Annotated in this window: 17 protein-coding genes and 1 tRNA gene; 9 read left to right on the top strand and 9 right to left on the bottom strand. The window is 69.4% G+C overall.

Translation table 11 applies throughout. The annotated features are described in order from the left end of the window. Positions 1 to 37 precede the first annotated feature (37 nt). Together ACFYMM_RS26445 and ACFYMM_RS26440 are read right to left on the bottom strand one after the other, a co-directional pair. Complete coding sequence (locus tag ACFYMM_RS26445; RefSeq protein WP_388390664.1) at positions 38 to 3,553, bottom strand: trypsin-like peptidase domain-containing protein; 3,516 nt, start codon at positions 3,551 to 3,553, stop codon at positions 38 to 40. Further along, positions 3,528 to 3,926: a YrdB family protein gene (locus ACFYMM_RS26440; protein ID WP_388390662.1), complete on the bottom strand. Its 399-nt coding sequence runs from the start codon at positions 3,924 to 3,926 to the stop codon at positions 3,528 to 3,530. The genes ACFYMM_RS26445 and ACFYMM_RS26440 overlap by 26 nt, the downstream gene beginning before the upstream one ends. A 508-nt stretch (positions 3,927 to 4,434) precedes the next feature. On the opposite strand from ACFYMM_RS26440, the gene ACFYMM_RS26435 reads away from it, so the two are divergent. Continuing rightward, positions 4,435 to 5,181, top strand: coding sequence for a phosphotransferase family protein (locus ACFYMM_RS26435; protein WP_388390660.1), 747 nt, complete (start codon positions 4,435 to 4,437; stop codon positions 5,179 to 5,181). A gap of 256 nt (positions 5,182 to 5,437) precedes the next feature. On the opposite strand, the gene ACFYMM_RS26430 is transcribed toward ACFYMM_RS26435, so the two are convergent. Continuing rightward, on the bottom strand, positions 5,438 to 5,947 hold the full coding sequence (locus tag ACFYMM_RS26430; RefSeq protein ID WP_388390658.1) for a DinB family protein: 510 nt from the start codon (positions 5,945 to 5,947) through the stop codon (positions 5,438 to 5,440). Beyond that, positions 5,944 to 6,441: an SRPBCC family protein gene (locus ACFYMM_RS26425; protein WP_388390656.1), complete on the bottom strand. Its 498-nt coding sequence runs from the start codon at positions 6,439 to 6,441 to the stop codon at positions 5,944 to 5,946. The genes ACFYMM_RS26430 and ACFYMM_RS26425 overlap by 4 nt, the downstream gene beginning before the upstream one ends. Before the next feature lie 410 nt (positions 6,442 to 6,851). On the opposite strand from ACFYMM_RS26425, the gene ACFYMM_RS26420 reads away from it, so the two are divergent. From ACFYMM_RS26420 to ACFYMM_RS26410, 3 genes are read left to right on the top strand one after another with little or no spacing between them, the layout of a single operon-like run. Further along, complete coding sequence (locus ACFYMM_RS26420; protein WP_388390654.1) at positions 6,852 to 7,037, top strand: hypothetical protein; 186 nt, start codon at positions 6,852 to 6,854, stop codon at positions 7,035 to 7,037. Beyond that, positions 7,034 to 7,606: a helix-turn-helix domain-containing protein gene (locus ACFYMM_RS26415; RefSeq protein ID WP_388390652.1), complete on the top strand. Its 573-nt coding sequence runs from the start codon at positions 7,034 to 7,036 to the stop codon at positions 7,604 to 7,606. Before ACFYMM_RS26420 ends, ACFYMM_RS26415 begins: the two co-directional genes overlap by 4 nt. 15 nt (positions 7,607 to 7,621) lie before the next feature. Further along, entirely contained in the window at positions 7,622 to 8,767 is a 1,146-nt protein-coding gene (locus ACFYMM_RS26410; RefSeq protein WP_388390650.1) for a threonine aldolase family protein, read from the top strand. Positions 8,768 to 8,774: 7 nt separating this feature from the next. Here ACFYMM_RS26410 and ACFYMM_RS26405 read toward each other — a convergent pair. The 3 genes from ACFYMM_RS26405 to ACFYMM_RS26395 form a co-directional block, all read right to left on the bottom strand. After that, a tRNA-Cys gene (locus tag ACFYMM_RS26405) sits at positions 8,775 to 8,867 on the bottom strand. Between the two features lie 803 nt (positions 8,868 to 9,670). Beyond that, positions 9,671 to 10,648 (bottom strand): hypothetical protein, encoded by a 978-nt coding sequence (locus ACFYMM_RS26400; protein ID WP_388390648.1) that lies wholly within the window; start codon positions 10,646 to 10,648, stop codon positions 9,671 to 9,673. 611 nt (positions 10,649 to 11,259) lie between these two features. Continuing rightward, positions 11,260 to 11,889, bottom strand: coding sequence for a TetR/AcrR family transcriptional regulator (locus ACFYMM_RS26395; RefSeq protein ID WP_388390646.1), 630 nt, complete (start codon positions 11,887 to 11,889; stop codon positions 11,260 to 11,262). 90 nt (positions 11,890 to 11,979) lie between these two features. On the opposite strand from ACFYMM_RS26395, the gene ACFYMM_RS26390 reads away from it, so the two are divergent. The 4 genes from ACFYMM_RS26390 to ACFYMM_RS26375 all read left to right on the top strand — a co-directional run bounded on the left by ACFYMM_RS26390 (position 11,980) and on the right by ACFYMM_RS26375 (position 14,511). Beyond that, the gene (locus ACFYMM_RS26390) at positions 11,980 to 12,393 is read left to right on the top strand and encodes a DUF4345 domain-containing protein (RefSeq protein ID WP_388390644.1); all 414 of its coding nucleotides are present in this window, start codon (positions 11,980 to 11,982) and stop codon (positions 12,391 to 12,393) included. A 683-nt stretch (positions 12,394 to 13,076) separates the two neighbouring features. Then, positions 13,077 to 13,802 (top strand): peptidylprolyl isomerase, encoded by a 726-nt coding sequence (locus ACFYMM_RS26385; RefSeq protein ID WP_388390642.1) that lies wholly within the window; start codon positions 13,077 to 13,079, stop codon positions 13,800 to 13,802. 38 nt (positions 13,803 to 13,840) lie between these two features. Next, the gene (locus ACFYMM_RS26380; protein ID WP_388390640.1) at positions 13,841 to 14,050 is read left to right on the top strand and encodes a hypothetical protein; all 210 of its coding nucleotides are present in this window, start codon (positions 13,841 to 13,843) and stop codon (positions 14,048 to 14,050) included. Next, on the top strand, positions 14,017 to 14,511 hold the full coding sequence (locus ACFYMM_RS26375) for a hypothetical protein (RefSeq protein WP_388390990.1): 495 nt from the start codon (positions 14,017 to 14,019) through the stop codon (positions 14,509 to 14,511). Before ACFYMM_RS26380 ends, ACFYMM_RS26375 begins: the two co-directional genes overlap by 34 nt. Here the strand turns inward: ACFYMM_RS26375 and ACFYMM_RS26370 are convergent. Continuing rightward, the gene (locus tag ACFYMM_RS26370) at positions 14,438 to 14,926 is read right to left on the bottom strand and encodes a MarR family winged helix-turn-helix transcriptional regulator (RefSeq protein WP_388390638.1); all 489 of its coding nucleotides are present in this window, start codon (positions 14,924 to 14,926) and stop codon (positions 14,438 to 14,440) included. The genes ACFYMM_RS26375 and ACFYMM_RS26370 overlap by 74 nt on opposite strands. 64 nt (positions 14,927 to 14,990) lie before the next feature. Here ACFYMM_RS26370 and ACFYMM_RS26365 point away from each other — a divergent pair, with 64 nt between their 5' ends. Continuing rightward, on the top strand, positions 14,991 to 15,371 hold the full coding sequence (locus ACFYMM_RS26365) for a 4-oxalocrotonate tautomerase family protein (protein WP_388390636.1): 381 nt from the start codon (positions 14,991 to 14,993) through the stop codon (positions 15,369 to 15,371). A gap of 281 nt (positions 15,372 to 15,652) precedes the next feature. On the opposite strand, the gene ACFYMM_RS26360 is transcribed toward ACFYMM_RS26365, so the two are convergent. After that, positions 15,653 to 16,048, bottom strand: coding sequence for a VOC family protein (locus ACFYMM_RS26360; protein WP_388390634.1), 396 nt, complete (start codon positions 16,046 to 16,048; stop codon positions 15,653 to 15,655). Positions 16,049 to 16,111: the final 63 nt, after the last annotated feature.

Genomic DNA, 16,111 nt, shown 5'->3' with positions numbered 1-16,111 from the left:
GGGCCGGCCCTGCACAGCGGCAGTTGATCACCGCCGGTCAGGGACGAGTGTCCTGTTCGAGCGAACGCCTGTGGACCCAGGCACGCACTCTGGCCAGGTTCCGGCGTTCGGAGCGGCTCCGCCCGGGTTCGAGGGTCATCTGGTCCACGAGGGTGAGCGCGCGGTCGCAGTCGACGAGCGTCAGAGCCCTGACAGCGTAGCGTCGATAGCGGAAGTCCACCGCCGGGTCCGTGGCGAACCTCTCGAGGATCTCCTCTGCGCGTGGGACGCCCAGCCGCGCGAGCTGCCAGGCCGCGGTGACCCGCCACAGGTCACGGTACTCACGTCGATGTCGCGCGCCGCTGGCGACCTCGAACAGGAGGTTCGCTGCGGCTGGATCGTCCAGACTGTTGATGAGCCCCTCGGGCAGCGTCGTTCCGGGCGCGTCGTTCAGCCGGACGGCAGGTTCAGGTGCGGAGGCGATCGACCATGTGTCACTCGTCATCTCAGGCAGCAGGTGAGCGATCTGAACTGTCAGCCAGCCGTCGTCGTCGCCGCGGACGTGGGTTTCGGGTGTGTCGGCGTCGGGGACCTCGTCCAGAGCGGCGAGCGCGCTGACGATGTAGATGCGGGCGATGCCCGGCAGGTCGGCTGCTTGACGCAGTTCCCGCAGCAGAGCCTGGGCCCGATCGCGGTCGATTTCACCGAGGACCTCGGCCAGGCGCTGTTCGACAGGGGTGAACCGGGTGCCTGCGGCCCGCAGAGCTGATTCGAGCAGGCCGATGGCCGCGTCACGGTCCACCAGGGCGAGGTTGCGGGCGACGGACTTCTGGACGTCTGAGTGTCTGAGGCGTTCTCGCAGGGGATCGTCCAGGGATCGCTCACCGAAACGCTGACTGAACCAGGCCAGTCCGCGCGCCGGGTCCAGTTGGTAGAGGAGTCGCGCGGCTCTGAAACGGTCGTACTCGCGTATGGCCTGCTGTTCGGCGATAGCGGTCAGCGCGTTCGCCGTCCTGGTCAGGTCGTAGGAGGTCAGCTCGCGAACGGCCTCAAACCGGTGACCCATGTATGTCTGCTGTGTGGCGAGGGCTTCGAGCGCCGCCAGTCCGGTATCGCGGTCCATCCTGGCCAGGATCCGCGCGGCCTCGAACCGCTGCCGGCCGCTTTCGTCGTTCTTTCTGACCTGGTTGGCGGCGGCTGCCAGCCGGGTGAGCGCCTCCTGCCGCACCGCGTCCGGCAGCCCGACGCCCAACTTCTGGAGCTCCGCCAGCATCTGACACGTATCGAGTTGAGTGCGCCGGGTGCCGAGGAGCCGAAGGAGATCCGTCGTCGTGTCTGCCGTGTCACACCCGCCAGGGTCGAGGATGAACCCGAAATAGGACAGGTCCTGCGCGTCCGGCGCGGTCCAGCGGGCTTGCACGGACGGGATCGTGCGGCGGACCCGCAGAGCCTGGTGCAGGATGCGGACGCGCTGTTGCGGGTCCGTGACAGCTTGGCGCGCGGCCAGGTAGTCCCGGATCGTCAGGTGCAGGAAATCATGATCCGTACCGCGTGGGGTCATCAGGCCACTGCGCCGCAGCAAGGAGTCGAGGAAGTCGCGCCAGTGCGCTGCGGGGACTCTGGCCGGACCCTCGCCACCGGGCAGCGCTGCGATGATGTCGACGGCCGTGCGAGCCCCGCAGGATCCGTTTCGGCGCAGCCGGGCCAGCTCGCCGAGCAGCCGACCCACGCTGAGCAGGAGTTTGTGCACATGGTCGGTCACCGCCGGGTTGTGCCGCCGCAGGCTGTGGTCGGCCTGGGCCAGAATGCCGGATCGGCCCTCGTCGGCAAGCCGCGCAAAGAGCAGGTCGGTGAACCGCGCGTAGATCTCGCCGCGGCTTTCCGGTAGTTCGATGTCCTGCTGCGCGCCGAGGCCGTGCTGGTCTGCGGCGAGGCGGCACAGCATCGCGGTGAGCAGCGGTGTGGAGCCCACTTCGGCGAGCCGAGTGCGCCGGGCTAGGGCCGCCGCGAACCGGTCTGCCGCCTCCTGCGCATCAGGTCGGCCGTTCGCGCTGAACCAGGACGCGGCGACGTCCCGCACGTCCTGGGAGGTGAACGGTTGCAAGCCGTACCAGGGTACGGTTGGGCCGAGTTGTTCCAGCTCCCCCGACGGCAGCGGCCGAGTGGCCACGGCGAAGCGCACGTGCGCCCCCTGCGGCCCTCCGGCCAGGGCGGACAGAGCGGTCAGCAAGCGTCGACGAGCAGCCGGATCGGTGATCTCGTCGAGGCCGTCGACCAGGAACAGCCAGGGCACCTGCGGCCCCGGGGGACTCCGGAACAACTGTGCGGGGAGAGCGGCGGCAAGTCCGTGCCACCTGAGTTCGGCAGTGACCGCCTGCGCTGCTGCGTCGAGCAGAGTCCCGCCGCCGACCAGGTCCGCGGCCCGGACGAGGACCGGCACCGCGGTGTCCGCGGCATCACGGCGCCAGCGGGCGAAGGAGGCGGCGGCCACCGTCCGCAACAGGCTCGACTTCCCCCCGCCCGGCCCCGCGACGACGGCACAGCTACCGGCCAGACCGAGGATGTCGGCTGCCTCGAGCCGCCTGCCGGGGACAACCAGCTCATGCTCTGGGCCAACCGGCCCCGTCGCGGCCGCGTCGTCGAGGCGGCGGGCGAGCTGTCGCAGGTAGACGGCGGCCAACGGCGGAGCGAAACCGGCGGATGAGCCGAAGTAGGGCTGAGCCGCGACCGCACGCTCGGCAGCCGCCAGATAGTCCTGCAGGACATCAGCGTGAGGGCCCAGCGTCAGCGGCCGGGCGGTCACATCGGGAAAGCCGATCAGTGTGCGGAGCATGGCGGCTTGCGGCGGCGTCAACCGCGCCTGCCAACGGTCCACACGGCTGGCGGTCAACGTTCCCAGCCCGTCGGCGCGCCGGTGCTCGCTGACCACGCCGATGATCCTTCCACGGCTCCAGACCGCGGCTCCGGACATGCCCTCCCACGGCGAACGCGCCGGGTCGGGATCCGACTCCGGAGCAGCCACACGTAGTTCAAGTCCTCCGTCGCGGAGGTTGGAGCCCGGGACGGCGGTGCCGTCCGCGTAGCGGCTGTCGCGGTACTCCGTCACCGAGTCGTCGGCATGCACGGTCCGGCGCATTTTGAACCGGGGAAAACCCACGGCAACGCAGGGAGCGGGCTCGTCGATCCGGCCGAACGCGGCGCGTGGGAGCCGGTCCGCGGTCCGGCCTACGGGGGAATCGCCCTCTGGGATACGCAGGACGGCCACATCGATTTCCCGGTCGCAGAAGACCACGGTCCCGTGCGACGTGCGCACGGAGCCGTCGTCAAGCACGAAGCGCACGGCGATCTCCCCTGCGTCACGTACGACGTGCGCGGCGGTCAGCACCGTGCCTTCGGCGACTTGATACCCCGAACCGCGCCTCCCGGACAAGACCGCCCCGTCCGCTCGGCCGGCGACGACGCTCTGAGCCGGCCGGGCGATGATCTGTACGGCCCGGCCGGCTTCGAATCTGCTCGCCACGTCCCGGTGTTCCTCGGCCGGGTCCGGTTCACTCCTCGTCTGCACCGGCTCCACCTACGACACCGGCCGGGAAATGGGGCCTGCGGCGAAAGAACTCGGCCACAGCAGTGTTCGCGAGGACGACGACCGCCATGGCCATGGCGGCACCAGGATGCCCGACGTCGTACAAAGCCGCTGCTCCACCGCCCAGCACTACCGCCTTGACGACGAGCACGAGCGGCAGGCTGGGTCGCAGCCGGGCCCTGGGCGCCGCGAACAAGGACCACAGCACCATCGCCAGCAGGGACGTTCCGGCACCGAACAGGACACGAAGGGCCTCGTCACGGCTGACGGTGAATCCCCACCAGCTCAGGCACGCCAGAGCGGCAAGCTCCACCAGGAACGCCAGGAGTTCGTTCGCGGTGTACCAGAGCCGCTCGTCTGTCACGACCGCGGCGTCAGGGCGTGTTGGCATGGAGTCCTCTCGCTGTGCCGGGGCATCCAGCATGCCAACGCGGGGGCACCTGGGGTGCACTTTCGCGGAACCGCGGCCAACGCCGTTCTGGGCGGCGCGCATCCGACCGGATCCGCGACGGGAAGGTGCACGGGCGCACCGGCGACGCGGCCGGCATCAGAGACACCGTCAAGTGCTACGAATGAGGGAGGGCGAGCACATGATCGGCGAGCCCGGCGAGCTGACGAGACCACATGGACCACGCGGACGGGGTCCAGGACTGGGGCAAGGAACTGCCCGAACTGCCCTGGGGCCGGACCGGGCCGGGCCGCGCGGGCGCGGCAAGCAGTTCGACGTGGCGCCACAGCTGGTCGGCGCTCTCAGCGGCGGCTCGGAATGGCTCCTCAAAGAGTAGTGGGCCTGACCTGGTCGGAGGAAGCCGCGTAATCGCACGTGATAAACCCGGCGACATCGGCGACCACCCCCGGGATAGTGGTCGCCCATGGATGAGGTCAAAGTCGTCGTCGCCCATTCCGAGCGCGCGACTCTGCGCGTCGGTGACGTGTTCCTGAAGGTGGACGGCGATCAGGCCCGCATCGAGGCCGAGGTCGAGGCGATGTCGCTCGCGCCGGTCCCGACGCCGGAGGTCCTGTGGCGCAAGCCGCCCGTGCTCGCGATCGCCGCCCTCCCGGGCACGACGCTTGGGCGCCTCGGCGGCCCGTCGACCGGCTCGCCGACGGCGTGGGCCGCGGCGGGCGCCGCCATCCGGGAGCTGCACGACGCGCCGCTGCCACCCTGGCCGGGCCGGGCCGGCCGGAGCACCGCCGCGCTGGCGGCGGAACTCGACGACGAGTGCGAGTTGCTCGTGACGAACGGCGTCCTGCCCGCCGACCTGGTCACCCGCAACCGCGAGGTCGCCGAGGCCGCGCTCCGGCCGTGGACCGCGGCGTTCACGCACGGCGACCTGCAGATCGCGCACGTCTTCGTCGACGGCGACGAGATCACGGGCATCATCGACTGGTCCGAGGCAGGCCAGGGTGATGCCCTCTACGATCTCGCCACCTTCACGCTCGGCCATGAGGAGCACCTGGACGACGTCATCGCCGGCTACGGCACCGACATCGACCTCGACGTGATCCACGCGTGGTGGTCGTTGCGAAGCCTGCTGGCAGTTCGCTGGTTGATCGAGCACGGCTTCGACCCCTTCGCGCCGGGCTGTGAGGTCGACGTGCTGAGATCCCGGATGTGAGGCTGGTCCGCCGACCGGACTGCTGGTTATGCGATCTGACGCAGCAGTTCGTGCCAGGGCTGCCAGCCCCCGGCCTCGTTCCAGTCCCGCAGCCGTCGCCCGCAGGTCGCCTGACAGCGGTCTTCCCACTGATACACCGCACTCCCGGAGCGCGGTCAGGTGGCGGTGGTCGATCTTGAAGGGACGTCCGCCCCAGTGGATGCCCTCTCACCACAGCGGCCCGAGGAACTCGACGAACCTCGTACGGGGGACAGAACTATCCGGCGTAGGGATGGCCGCCGAGCCAGGTGCTGCCATCGATCAGTTCGCGCACCGCGTCCAAGTGGCCGCTGTGGCAAGCGTCTTCGGTGAGCACATGGATCAGGATGTGCCGGACGTCAGGCAGCCGCCAGGTCGGCCAGATCTCCACGGGCCAGGCGGCGGGCTCCTGCGCGGGCTCGGCGACGACGAGCACGGCGTCCGCACGCGTGATGGCCGCCCGATAGTCGGCGAAGACCTCCCCGCTGCTCATCCCCTCGGGTACGCACCAGTGCGCCTCCGCGCCGGCCACGAGCTGTCCGGCCACATCCGGTTCGCCCGCGATCACCCCGGGGAACCAGAAGCGTTCGACATCCAGGGTGAGGTGACGCAGCAGTGCCAGGCAGCTCCAGCCGCTGGGCAGCACAGGCCGCCGCAGGTCCTCCTCCGAGAGTCCTTTGAGGACTCCGAGGACGTGCTCGCGCTGACGGTCCAGGGCGTTCTTGAGGGCGCCGAGTTCGGCGTTCACCGGGCGGCGCACAGTGCGGCGAGGCGTTCCAGGGTGCTCGCCATCTGCCTCTGCCACCAGGCGCGCCCGCTGTCCACTTCCGCGCGTTTGTCCTCCGGCATGCGCGAACCGTCGAAGGTCTCGATCACGACCGTCGCCTCGGCTCCGTCCGGGAGCAGATCGAAGATCCACCGATGGCCCCATGCGCCCCCGGGCGCGGTGGCGTCCGGGTGCCCGCGACCGGGCCTGGGCGCCCAGCCGATGCGGCGGCCCGGCTCGTACTCGACGACATGGTTGTTCATCTCATAGTCGCCGTACCGTTCGTAGTGCATCCGCATCACGAAGACGTCCCCGACCTCCGAGACCACGGCGGGGGAGGCGCCACTGCGCAACATCCCCGAGCCGTCGAAATCCGGATGCCGTCCGGGGTCGGCCAGGATCCGGAAGATCGCCTCCGCCGGGGCTCCGATGCGCCGGGACGCAACCACCACGGCCTCGCCTGCCGTACTCGTCATCCGCGCGCCTCCGTTGACCGCAGAGCATGAACCCCACTCCGGTCCGGACGCTACACCGGGGGTACGGCAACGCCTCGCCGAGGATGTACCACACGCCGTCGTTCGGACGGCGATCAACTGGAGGACGCACACTCCGGAGGCTCGCCGCCAGAAGTCGGGGTGTCGGGGCGGGTCAGCATGCTGGTTGCTGTGGCCACGATCGCCACGCGGGTCCCGGGGCGTAGGTCTTCGGCCGCCTCGACCCGATCACGGGGGCGCCGCCGCCCCGGCAGGATGTGCGGCGCTCATGCCTGCAGACTATCCAGCCAGGCGTCCTGACCGTCCGCCAAAGGGAAAGCCAGGGGTAGCGGCTCAAAACGGCAATGGAATGTCATGCCGTTGTCGCGCCCCCCGCCGGTCACAATTGGCCCGTGACCTGGGAGAACGATGCCGAGGGGCGCCGCATGGTGCACTTGGCCCATCTGCACTCGGCTCCGTGCGGGGGGACCCACGTGCGCAGCCTCGGCGACCTCGCCGAGGTCGTGCTGCCGACACTGAAGGTCAAGAAGGGCCGGATCCGCGTCTCCTACAGCGCCGCCCACCGGGAGCGGCCATGACGCCGCCGGGGGAGCGTCGGCCCGCCAGCAGCACCGCGATCGCGGTCGGGGCCCAGATCCGCCAGCGCCGGGAACAGCGCGGCATGAGCAGTGCCGAGCTTGCCCGCCGGGCGGGTCTGAGCAAGGCGACGCTCTCGCAGCTGGAGGCCGGGCGGGGCAACCCGACCATCGAGACCCTCGACGCGCTCGCGATCGCCCTGCGCATCCCGCTGACCGACCTGCTCGCCCGCGACATCGACCCCGGACCAGTGTTCGTGCCCGGCACCGACCTGGCCGACGGCGAAGTGGGACGCGAGCTGCTGCGCCGCATCAGCAGCGGCAACAGCCTGGAGATCTGGCGGCTGCGCATGCCCCCGGGAACACACCTGGACGGCGTGCCGCACGCCACCGGCACCATCGAGCACCTGCTCGTCTCCTCCGGCCACCTCATCGCCGGGCCCGCCGACGCCCCCACCGACCTGCACTCCGGCGACCTGCTCGCCTTCGCCGGAGACGCCCCGCACATCTACCGCACCGGCCACGAGGCGGCCGACGTCACCGTCGTCATCGCCTCCCCCATCATCAGCTGAAAGACACCCCTGAACATGACCGTCACCGACTCCACCGGGCCCGGCACCCAGCGGATATTCACCAGTGACAACACCGCCGGCGCCTCGCCCGAGATCGTCCGGGCCGTCACCGCCGCGGCCGTCGGCCAGGACCTGCCCTACGGCGCCGACCGTCACACGAGCAGCATGCGCGCCCGCTTCGCCGAGATCTTCGAACGCGACGTCGACGTCCTGCCCGTCTCCACCGGGTCCGCGGCAAACGCCCTGAGCCTGGCGGCCCTCGCCCCGCCCTGGGGCGGCGTGCTGTGCCACCGCGACAGCCACATCAACACCGACGAGTGCGGCGCCCCCGAGTTCTTCACCAGCGGGGCCAAGCTCGTCCCTCTGCCCGGCGGCAACGCCAAGATCGGCGTTGATCGGCTGCACGCAGCCGCCACCCGGAAGGTGGGGGATGTGCACAGCGTGCAGCCCTCGGTCGTCAGCATCAGCCAGGCGACCGAGACCGGCGCCCTCTACAACCTTGACGAGATCCGCAGCCTTGGCCGTGTCGCAAAGGACGCGGGCCTGCGCGTCCACATGGACGGGGCTCGCTTCGCCAACGCGGTCGCCGCGCTGGGCTGCACGCCCGCCGAGCTGACCTGGCAGGCCGGCATCGACGTCCTGTCCTTCGGAGCGACCAAGAACGGCGTCATGACCGCCGACGCCATCGTCGTCTTCGACCGCGCCCTCACCCCGGAACTGTCCTTCAGAGCCAAGCGTGCCGGCCAGTTGACCTCCAAGATGCGCTTCCAGTCCGCCCAGCTCGACGCCTACCTCACCGACGGCCTGTGGCTGCGCAACGCCGCCCACGCCAACACGATGTCCGCCCGCCTGGGCAACGGGCTCAAGGCGCTCCCCGGCGCCGACCTGCTGCACGCCGTCGAGGCCAACATCCTTTTCTGCCGCCTTCCCCAGCCGGTCATCGACCGGCTCCTGGCGGAAGGATTCACCATCTACGACAACCGCTGGGAGCCGGGCGTCTGCCGCTTCGTCACCTCCTTCTCCACCACCGAGAGCGACGTCGACAGTCTCCTTGAGGCCGTCCGCCGCCTCGCCGTCTCGTCGGAGGCCTCCGGACGTGTCGCCCGCGCTGGTGAAGAACCGGCGTGGCATGTCAGCAGTCCGGTGTTGAAGGCGAGCTGAACAGGAGCGGAGAGGGCAGGATTCGAACCTGCGTGGGCCCCAAGGGGCCCGGCCATGAGCTGTGCTCTGGTCCCCGATAAACCACTCCGGGCACCTCTCCTCGTGTCCGGCGGCCGTTGTGGGTGCCGTTCACGTGAACAACTTTGGCAGTTGGCGCTGACAGGCGCCTGATGAGCCGCTGACACTGTCTGCCCAAGGCTCTTTGCCGCTGGAGCGGGTGCACCGGGGCGCCGTACCCCGGGGGTACGTCGGCGGACGGGCGGGGCAGCATTCGCTCAGCTGCCTGTCAGTGTCTGAGGGATCTTCATGGGTTCTGTCCGTCACGTCGCTTCACCCTGCAGCAGCAGCCGGCCGCGGACAGCTGTCACTACCGCCGCGAGCACGGGGATGGAGGGCCTAGGAGGGACATGTGGCAGCCCGCCTCTGTGATGGGCAAGGAGAAGCGGCTGAACGCCGTCTCCTGCGGCTACAAGGGGCCGATGGGCGATGTCGACGTACGACCATGTGCTGGCCGGCGTCGCGACGGTTCGCACGGACTGCCTCGCGCGCGATGTGGTCGACCAGGCGATGCCGCCCCAAGTCAGTTACCGGGCTGACCGAGTTCGGTCGGGACGTCGGGGGAGCCGCTGGAGGACCTGTTCCGCCGGATCACACGGCAGCTGTCGCCGCGCATCGAGGGACCGAAGGCGTCAGCGACGCCAAACGTCACAAGCGAAGCACCCCGGACAAGCATCCCGAGGGCCATAAAAGTGGCTATGACCCGATCGTCGACGTCGTCAGCGACATGACGCGCCGCTGCGGGGGGTCGGGAGCGAGCAGTGATTGTCCGCTCGGTCCCGGCTACAGCCGTCCGGCACCACTACGACCTGCTCGCTCACCCCGGACGAGACGAAGAATCGAGGATCAGGTCTCATACCGCCCTCGCGCAGTGGGCGGTTCGACGGTGCTGACGTCCAGAACCGTCACGCCCCGCACGAGCTTGGGCTCGCCGCTGACCTCCAGTAGCACCCGCGTCATGATGAACGAGGAGCCGAACCGTGTGTGTTCCTCCCCGTAGACCCGATAGCGGATTCGGCTGGGCACCCACAGCCTGTCGTCAACCTGGTAGGCCAGAGGCCTTCCGAGCCGGCCGTCAAAGGCCAGGAGGCTCGTGCTGGGCACCGGGAAGTCCGGGGCGAAGGGGCGCACAGGCTCGGTGATCACGCTCCGCACCTGCTGAGTAACCGAATCCGACCGCGCCAGAAGGCTCAATTCTGCGGTGTCGAGCGTTACTTGGGTACCCCATCGCTTCAACAGCGCGGGAATACCGTTCTTCATCAGGCACAGGAAAAGTGATCTTTCCGCGCCCAGACGTTGTGCTGCTTCGGTACGCAGATCGGGGTGAAACGCGGAGCGTGCAGCGAAGTGCTGGTCACCGGAGAGGAACCAGAGCATCTGATTCCGGGAGTTGAAGGCGTCGAGCAGGGTCAGCCAGGCAATGGTGTCCCGGATGGCATGGTCTTCGACCTTGCCTTCGTCCCCGTCGACCGACATGGTTCCGGCGGGGAGACGGCGGCCGGCCACTCGGTCCAGGGCCTCCTCCGCGGCGCCTTCGGGCGTCGGCAGGACCGTGAGGAGCGCGTGCAGAGCTTCACATCGGCGCTGCGTAGCCGCTTCCGGCGAACGCCCTGGCAACTGCTGGACGCCGAGGCGGTGTTGTGTCAGGTGCTCCATCGCCACCACCTGCGGCACCGCGAGGGTGTGCCCGTACAGATTGGCCGTCGTGTGCAGCGTCCTGAACACACTCCCGTCAGGGAAGCCGGCCAGTTCGAGCTGGTCGGTGTCGAGGACGATCAGTGCTCGCTCCGTATCGGGCAAATGTGAGTTGGTCATGCGTTCCATCGGTCAGATCCTCTTCTGCGGCCCGGTCACTACCCATTCTCCAAGTGGTCCTTCTGCGCGAGGGCGAAGCAGGAGATCTCTACGGCGTTGAAAACCCCCAACGACCCTGGCCAGGTTGTCCGGTCGTTGGCTTCCGGCGAGCAGACGCTCCCCGGAACGACGACGTACCCCACAACGCGTTCTTCCGTGAGGCCCCTTCTCCCCGAGCCACCGGAACCCGCATCACCCACCGGGCGCTGCCGGTGGCCGACCTCCCGATGCCGGAGCCGGTCGGGTCGATGCCCGGTCCGCTCGCCGACCTCGCGGTCCACACGAGGGCCGAGTAGCGGTCCTTCGGGCCGGCGGGGAAAGGGTGCTCCGGGGCGAGAGCGGGCCGACACCACGGCCATCGACACCACGGCCATAGACACCACCTGCCGGCTGCTGCGGCTGCCCTCGATCCGTCACGAGTTCGCCGACATCGCCGACCGGGCAGCCAAGGGCCAGATGGCATACCGCGGCTTCTGCCGAACGCCACGTTGTTCCCCGCCGACAGCGTCGGTGTCCCCGCTCAGACGTCCGAGCCCGACCGGGACCGCGCCGGGCATCCCGCCCTCGTCGTACGGCGGACCTCATGCGCCTGCGTTGGGCCGCTGTGGCGGCCAGTCCGGAACGGGATCCTCGGCGAGCAGAGGCCGCAGAGCGCCGAGTAGCGCGCCGATGCAGACGTCACGCAACTGGGTGCGGGTGCAGGTCTCGTGGGTGAGCCAGTCGACACAGAGGATCTGGACGAAGGCCAGCCAGCTCTTCAGGACGCCGGACACGGCCTCACGGACACTCTCGTCCGCGAGTGGTAGTACGGCCATCAGTCGCGTACGGAGTGCGTCCAGCTCGTTCGTCATGATCGTCTGGATCACGGGATCGCCCGCGAGAACACGATTCGCGGCGAGGACGGCGTTGCGGTTCTTCGTGAAATAGTCGAGATGGACCTCCATGCCCTGGATGAGCTGCTCCACCAAGGAGTCGGTGGGGTCAAGCCGGGTCTCGGCGAGCAACTGGTCCGCAGCCTGCTGGTAAACGGCCGCGAAGAGGGCGTGCTTGCTGGAGAAGTGACGGTAGAGCAGGGCGCGAGAGACACCGGCCTCTTCGGCGACCTCCTCCATCAGGACTTCGTCGTACGGGCGTGCGGCGAAGAGGCGCGCTCCGACGGTGAGGAGCTGGGCGCGGCGGTCGGTGGGGCTGAGTCGTTGGCGGGGAGGCACGAACGAAGACTACTTGACATGTGTCTACTAACGCATCCAGTCTAGTAGACACGCGTCAAGTAAGCTCCGCCGAGACAGCCCGGAGGGATCGTGGCAAGGACTCTGCGCACACTCACACAGTTGATGGGCTGGTCCAGCGTGGTGATCGGCCTGTACCACGTGGTCCTCGGCAACGCGGCGATCCCCGGAGCCGGTTCTGCCGGCACGACGGTCGACAGCTGGGGCCGGTTCATGGGGGCCAGCTTCGTCGGCTACGGGCTGGCGTGGCTGTGGGCCGCGCAGCAGCGGCCGATTCCGGCTCGGGCGGTCCGGTGGTTGGCCGGCGTTTTCCTGCTGGGCGGCATGGGCCGGTTGCTCTCGCTCGCCGTCCACGGCTGGCCGCAGGGGTTTCAGGTCGTGCTGGCGGTGATCGAACTCGGCCTGCCCCCGATCTTCTTCTGGTTGGCCGACGCGGAAGAGCACGCACTGCGCAGCGATGTGGGGACCGCGCCCGCAGGGCTGTGAAAGCGCCTCGAGGCGACGAGCCGCTCACCGGTACGGCAGTCCAGGGACGTCGCGACAGCTTGCCTCCATCGCCGCAGTCCTTCTCTGTGGCGGCGGCACCGCTCGCTCAAGTCCTGGCCTGCTCGACGAGCGTCGCCGACGGCACGAGGCCCGCTCGCAGAAGAAGCGGCGAAGGCGGAGCCCGTTCACCAACGACCGTCCCACCAGCGGGCGTTCGGTCACGAGACGCCCAACCGGGAGTGCGTGCGACGTCCCGCACCATCGCGGCCCGGACAGGCTGGCGGTCGCCCGCACGACCGACCCTTGCTCTCGGTCTGCCGGAACGCTGGCCGACCAGCGACGCTTCCCCCCGGAGAGACCGGAGAGACCGGAGAGACCGGAGAGACCGGAGACGACGGCAGCGGCACCCCGGTGAGATCACCTCATGCGCAGGGCAGTGTTCGGTGGTGGCCTCTGCGTGGACCGGGAAGCTCGCTCGACCGGGTTCGGGGAGCATCCGGCATGCAGCGGGTGGACTCCCCGACCGGCCAGCCGACTTCGTGCCGCACCCGAACGAAGCGGCCCGCGGCCGTGGGCCGAAACCTGGGAGGCGGATGTGGCTTGCGGGCGGGTTCTCGCCCGTCGGGTCGCGCCTTAGACTGCGACGGCTCCGAAATCTGACGATCTTTTGGAGGGTGTGCAGGATGAACCGAGTTCTCATGACCGCATTGGCGGCAGCGGCGTTGGTCGTGTCCGGGGGTAGCACCACCGCGTCCGCTTCCGATGCCCCGCCGCGGACCACGCACGGTCCTTGCCAGTACACCCAGACCCCGGACGAGCCGGCGGCGCGACCGGTTCCCATGCCGCCCGACCCGCGGCACACCCCCAGCCACGGCACGATCGATATGGCTGTCCCGACCAGCCAGGGCCCCCTCCCACTGCGTCTGGACCGAGGGGAGGCGCCGTGCACGGTCCAGAGCTTCGTGCACCTGGCGCGGCACCGGTTCTACGACCGTACGGTGTGCCATCGGCTGACGGCGTATCCGACGCTGAAGGTCCTGCAGTGTGGTGATCCGACCGGCACCGGCGATGGTGGTCCCGGGTACGCGTACAAGGATGAGCTGCCGGTGGACCTGCCGCCGGCCCCGAGCGATCCGACCGGCGTCCGTCGCCTTTACGGGCGCGGTCTGCTGGCGATGGCCAATGCCGGTCCCAACACGAACGGTTCGCAGTTCTTCGTCGTCTACGGCGACTCCGCACTGCGACCGAACTACACGGTGTTCGGCACTGTCGGTGCCGCCGGCCTGAAGACGCTCGACAAGATCGCTGCCGGCGGTATCGAGCCGACTACGCAGGATCCCGCGCCTGTCGACGGCACGCCCGCGCTGCGAACCGAGCTGCTCAGCGTCCGGCCGTCATGCCGGCCCTGATGAGTTGAGGTGCGGTGACCGTGGGTCCGGCTACGCGCATGGTCGCAGTGCAGACCTTGTCGGTCACCGTTCCGGCGCCTGTTGCGCTGGACATTCTGCAGGGCCGCCGCGTGGGGCAATCCGGTCTGGTGCAGGCCATTCCCAGGGACATCGACATGGCTGAGCCGATGTATCGGTCCTCGTCGACGACGCGCAGGCGGACCGGGCCTGGCAACTGCTCGAACGTCAGCCCGGTGTCGGGTGGGTGACCGTTGGGAAGTTCCTGGCCCGGAAGGGCTGGCGGCTGTTGCCGGTCCACGACAAGCCCTCCCGGGCGAACAGCCGCGCCGCAGCGGCGCCGGTGCCGTCGCATCCTCCCTGCGCTCCGCGGCCAACGCCAAGCGCCACTCCCCGCCCTCCGTCGTCGCCGACGCCTGCGGTAAGGCCGACACCGCCCGCCGCCCCGAGACCCGCTACGCCAAGGGCTTCGGTGCCCACCCGCTCATCGCCCTGCGTCGGATCCTGCCCGACCGTGCCTTCGGCACCGTCATCTCCCGAGCGGTCGGCCTCCCGCGCTGACGACGCCCGTGATGGTGCTGAAACTGGGCGAGAGCGGCTGTGGCAGCGGGCAGCGCCATGCCGGCTCCGCCAAGTCCCTAACGTGACTGCGTGTTCCGATGCGGGTCGCCTGCCTGCTCCAAGGCGGCTTCGTAGGTGTGCAGGGCGGTGATGACCGTGGCGCGTTCCGCAGGGGCGAGGCCGCGCATGACGCGTTCCCAGGCGGAGGCGCTGCCGGAAAGCCATTCGCCGATCGGTGCGGCGTAGGCGGGGGTAATGGCGATGATGCGGCGGCGGCGGTCGGCGGGGTCGGCAGTGCGCTGCAGGACGCCCAGCCGTGACAGCTCGCTGACCATGAGGCTGACGGTCGTCGGGGCCACCTCCAGCCGGGCGGCCAGGTCGTTGACGCTGGTGGGACCGTCGTACTCCAGGTGGGCCAGCAGCGCGAGATGTCGCGGTGCCAGGTCCAGGCCCTGCAGCGCCGCAGGGATCGGCAGGCGCTTGGCGCGGCCGACGAGCCGTGGCATGAGCAACAGCAGAGTGCGGACGGCCTCGTCGACGGCTGGACCGTCCGATTCCGTGGACATCAGCGACCTCCTGCAGATACCTTTAAGAACAAAGCCTTTGTATTCAAAGGGAATGAGGTCCACTGTGCCGCATCTGACCGTCCACCTTCCAGAGAGCAGGCTGGCAGGTAAGGAACCTGTGCTCGTCGCCGCACTGACGGACGCGATTGTCGACGTCTATGGCGAATGGGCTCGCGACCTCGTCAGCATCCGCCTGGCTGGAGTCCCCGCAGGCCGTTTCGCGCGGGGCGGCAAGGCCGTGGACACAAGCGCCTCGGTGATCCTGGGCCTCCGCGCCGGCGTCTTCGACCGCCCCGACGCCGCCCAGATCACCGCGCGCCTCGGCACCGCGCTCACCGACGCGATCACGCGCGTCGTCGGCGATGACCTCCGCACCGGAACCATGGTCGAGCTCGTGGCGTCCCCGACAGAACGCACCTTCGCCGGCGGCGCCCCCGCCGTGTGAGGCGCTCGGACGACTGCTTGCCGTTCGGCTCGGACCTGTACGGTCTTCGGCTCTGTCCCGTAATCGGTGGAACGCCCTGTGGCGGTCACGGGAGCCGGATGCGGTGGCGGAGGAGGGCGGGTCCAGTTCGGCCATGCAGCTGCCCAATGTCGTCTGCTCATGAACGCCGGCCGGGCGTGCGATCTCACACTGACCGCCGCCATCTGGCACAACGACCACGGCGGACCGCCCGTCCTGCGCTCACTGACCGCCTGCGACCACTAACCCGTCGGGGTAGTCCTCTAGTTGGACGGTGCCAGAGTGCGCAGGACGTCGAACTCGTTGCCCTCGGGGTCGGCCATGACCACCCAGCTCTGGCCAGGTTCCTGGCCCACGTCCACCTTGACGGCGCCAAGGCCGAGCAGCCTGGCCACCTCGTCGTCGGTACTGCCGTCGACCGGGCTGACGTCCAGGTGGAGCCGGTTCTTCACGGCCTTGCCCTCGGGCACCCGGATGAAGAGCAGGGTGGGCGGCATCTGGCGGGCCCGGACCTCCTCGACGGTCGGCTCCCAGGAACCGATCTCGACCTTGTCCTCACTCCGGTCGATCACCTTGAAGCCCAGGACCGCGCACCAGAAGGCCGCGAGCCGCTCCGGATCGTGGCAGTCGACGACCAACTCGGTGAACCTACTGGTCATTGCTCCCCCAGACAGTGCGGATGGGGGCTCAGCCTATGGGGTCGCCCCCCTCCGGTCCGGAAT

This window comes from Streptomyces sp. NPDC006739, from assembly GCF_042869815.1.
Lineage (GTDB): Bacteria > Actinomycetota > Actinomycetes > Streptomycetales > Streptomycetaceae > Streptomyces.
This window is presented reverse-complemented; position numbering and strand designations above follow the sequence as displayed.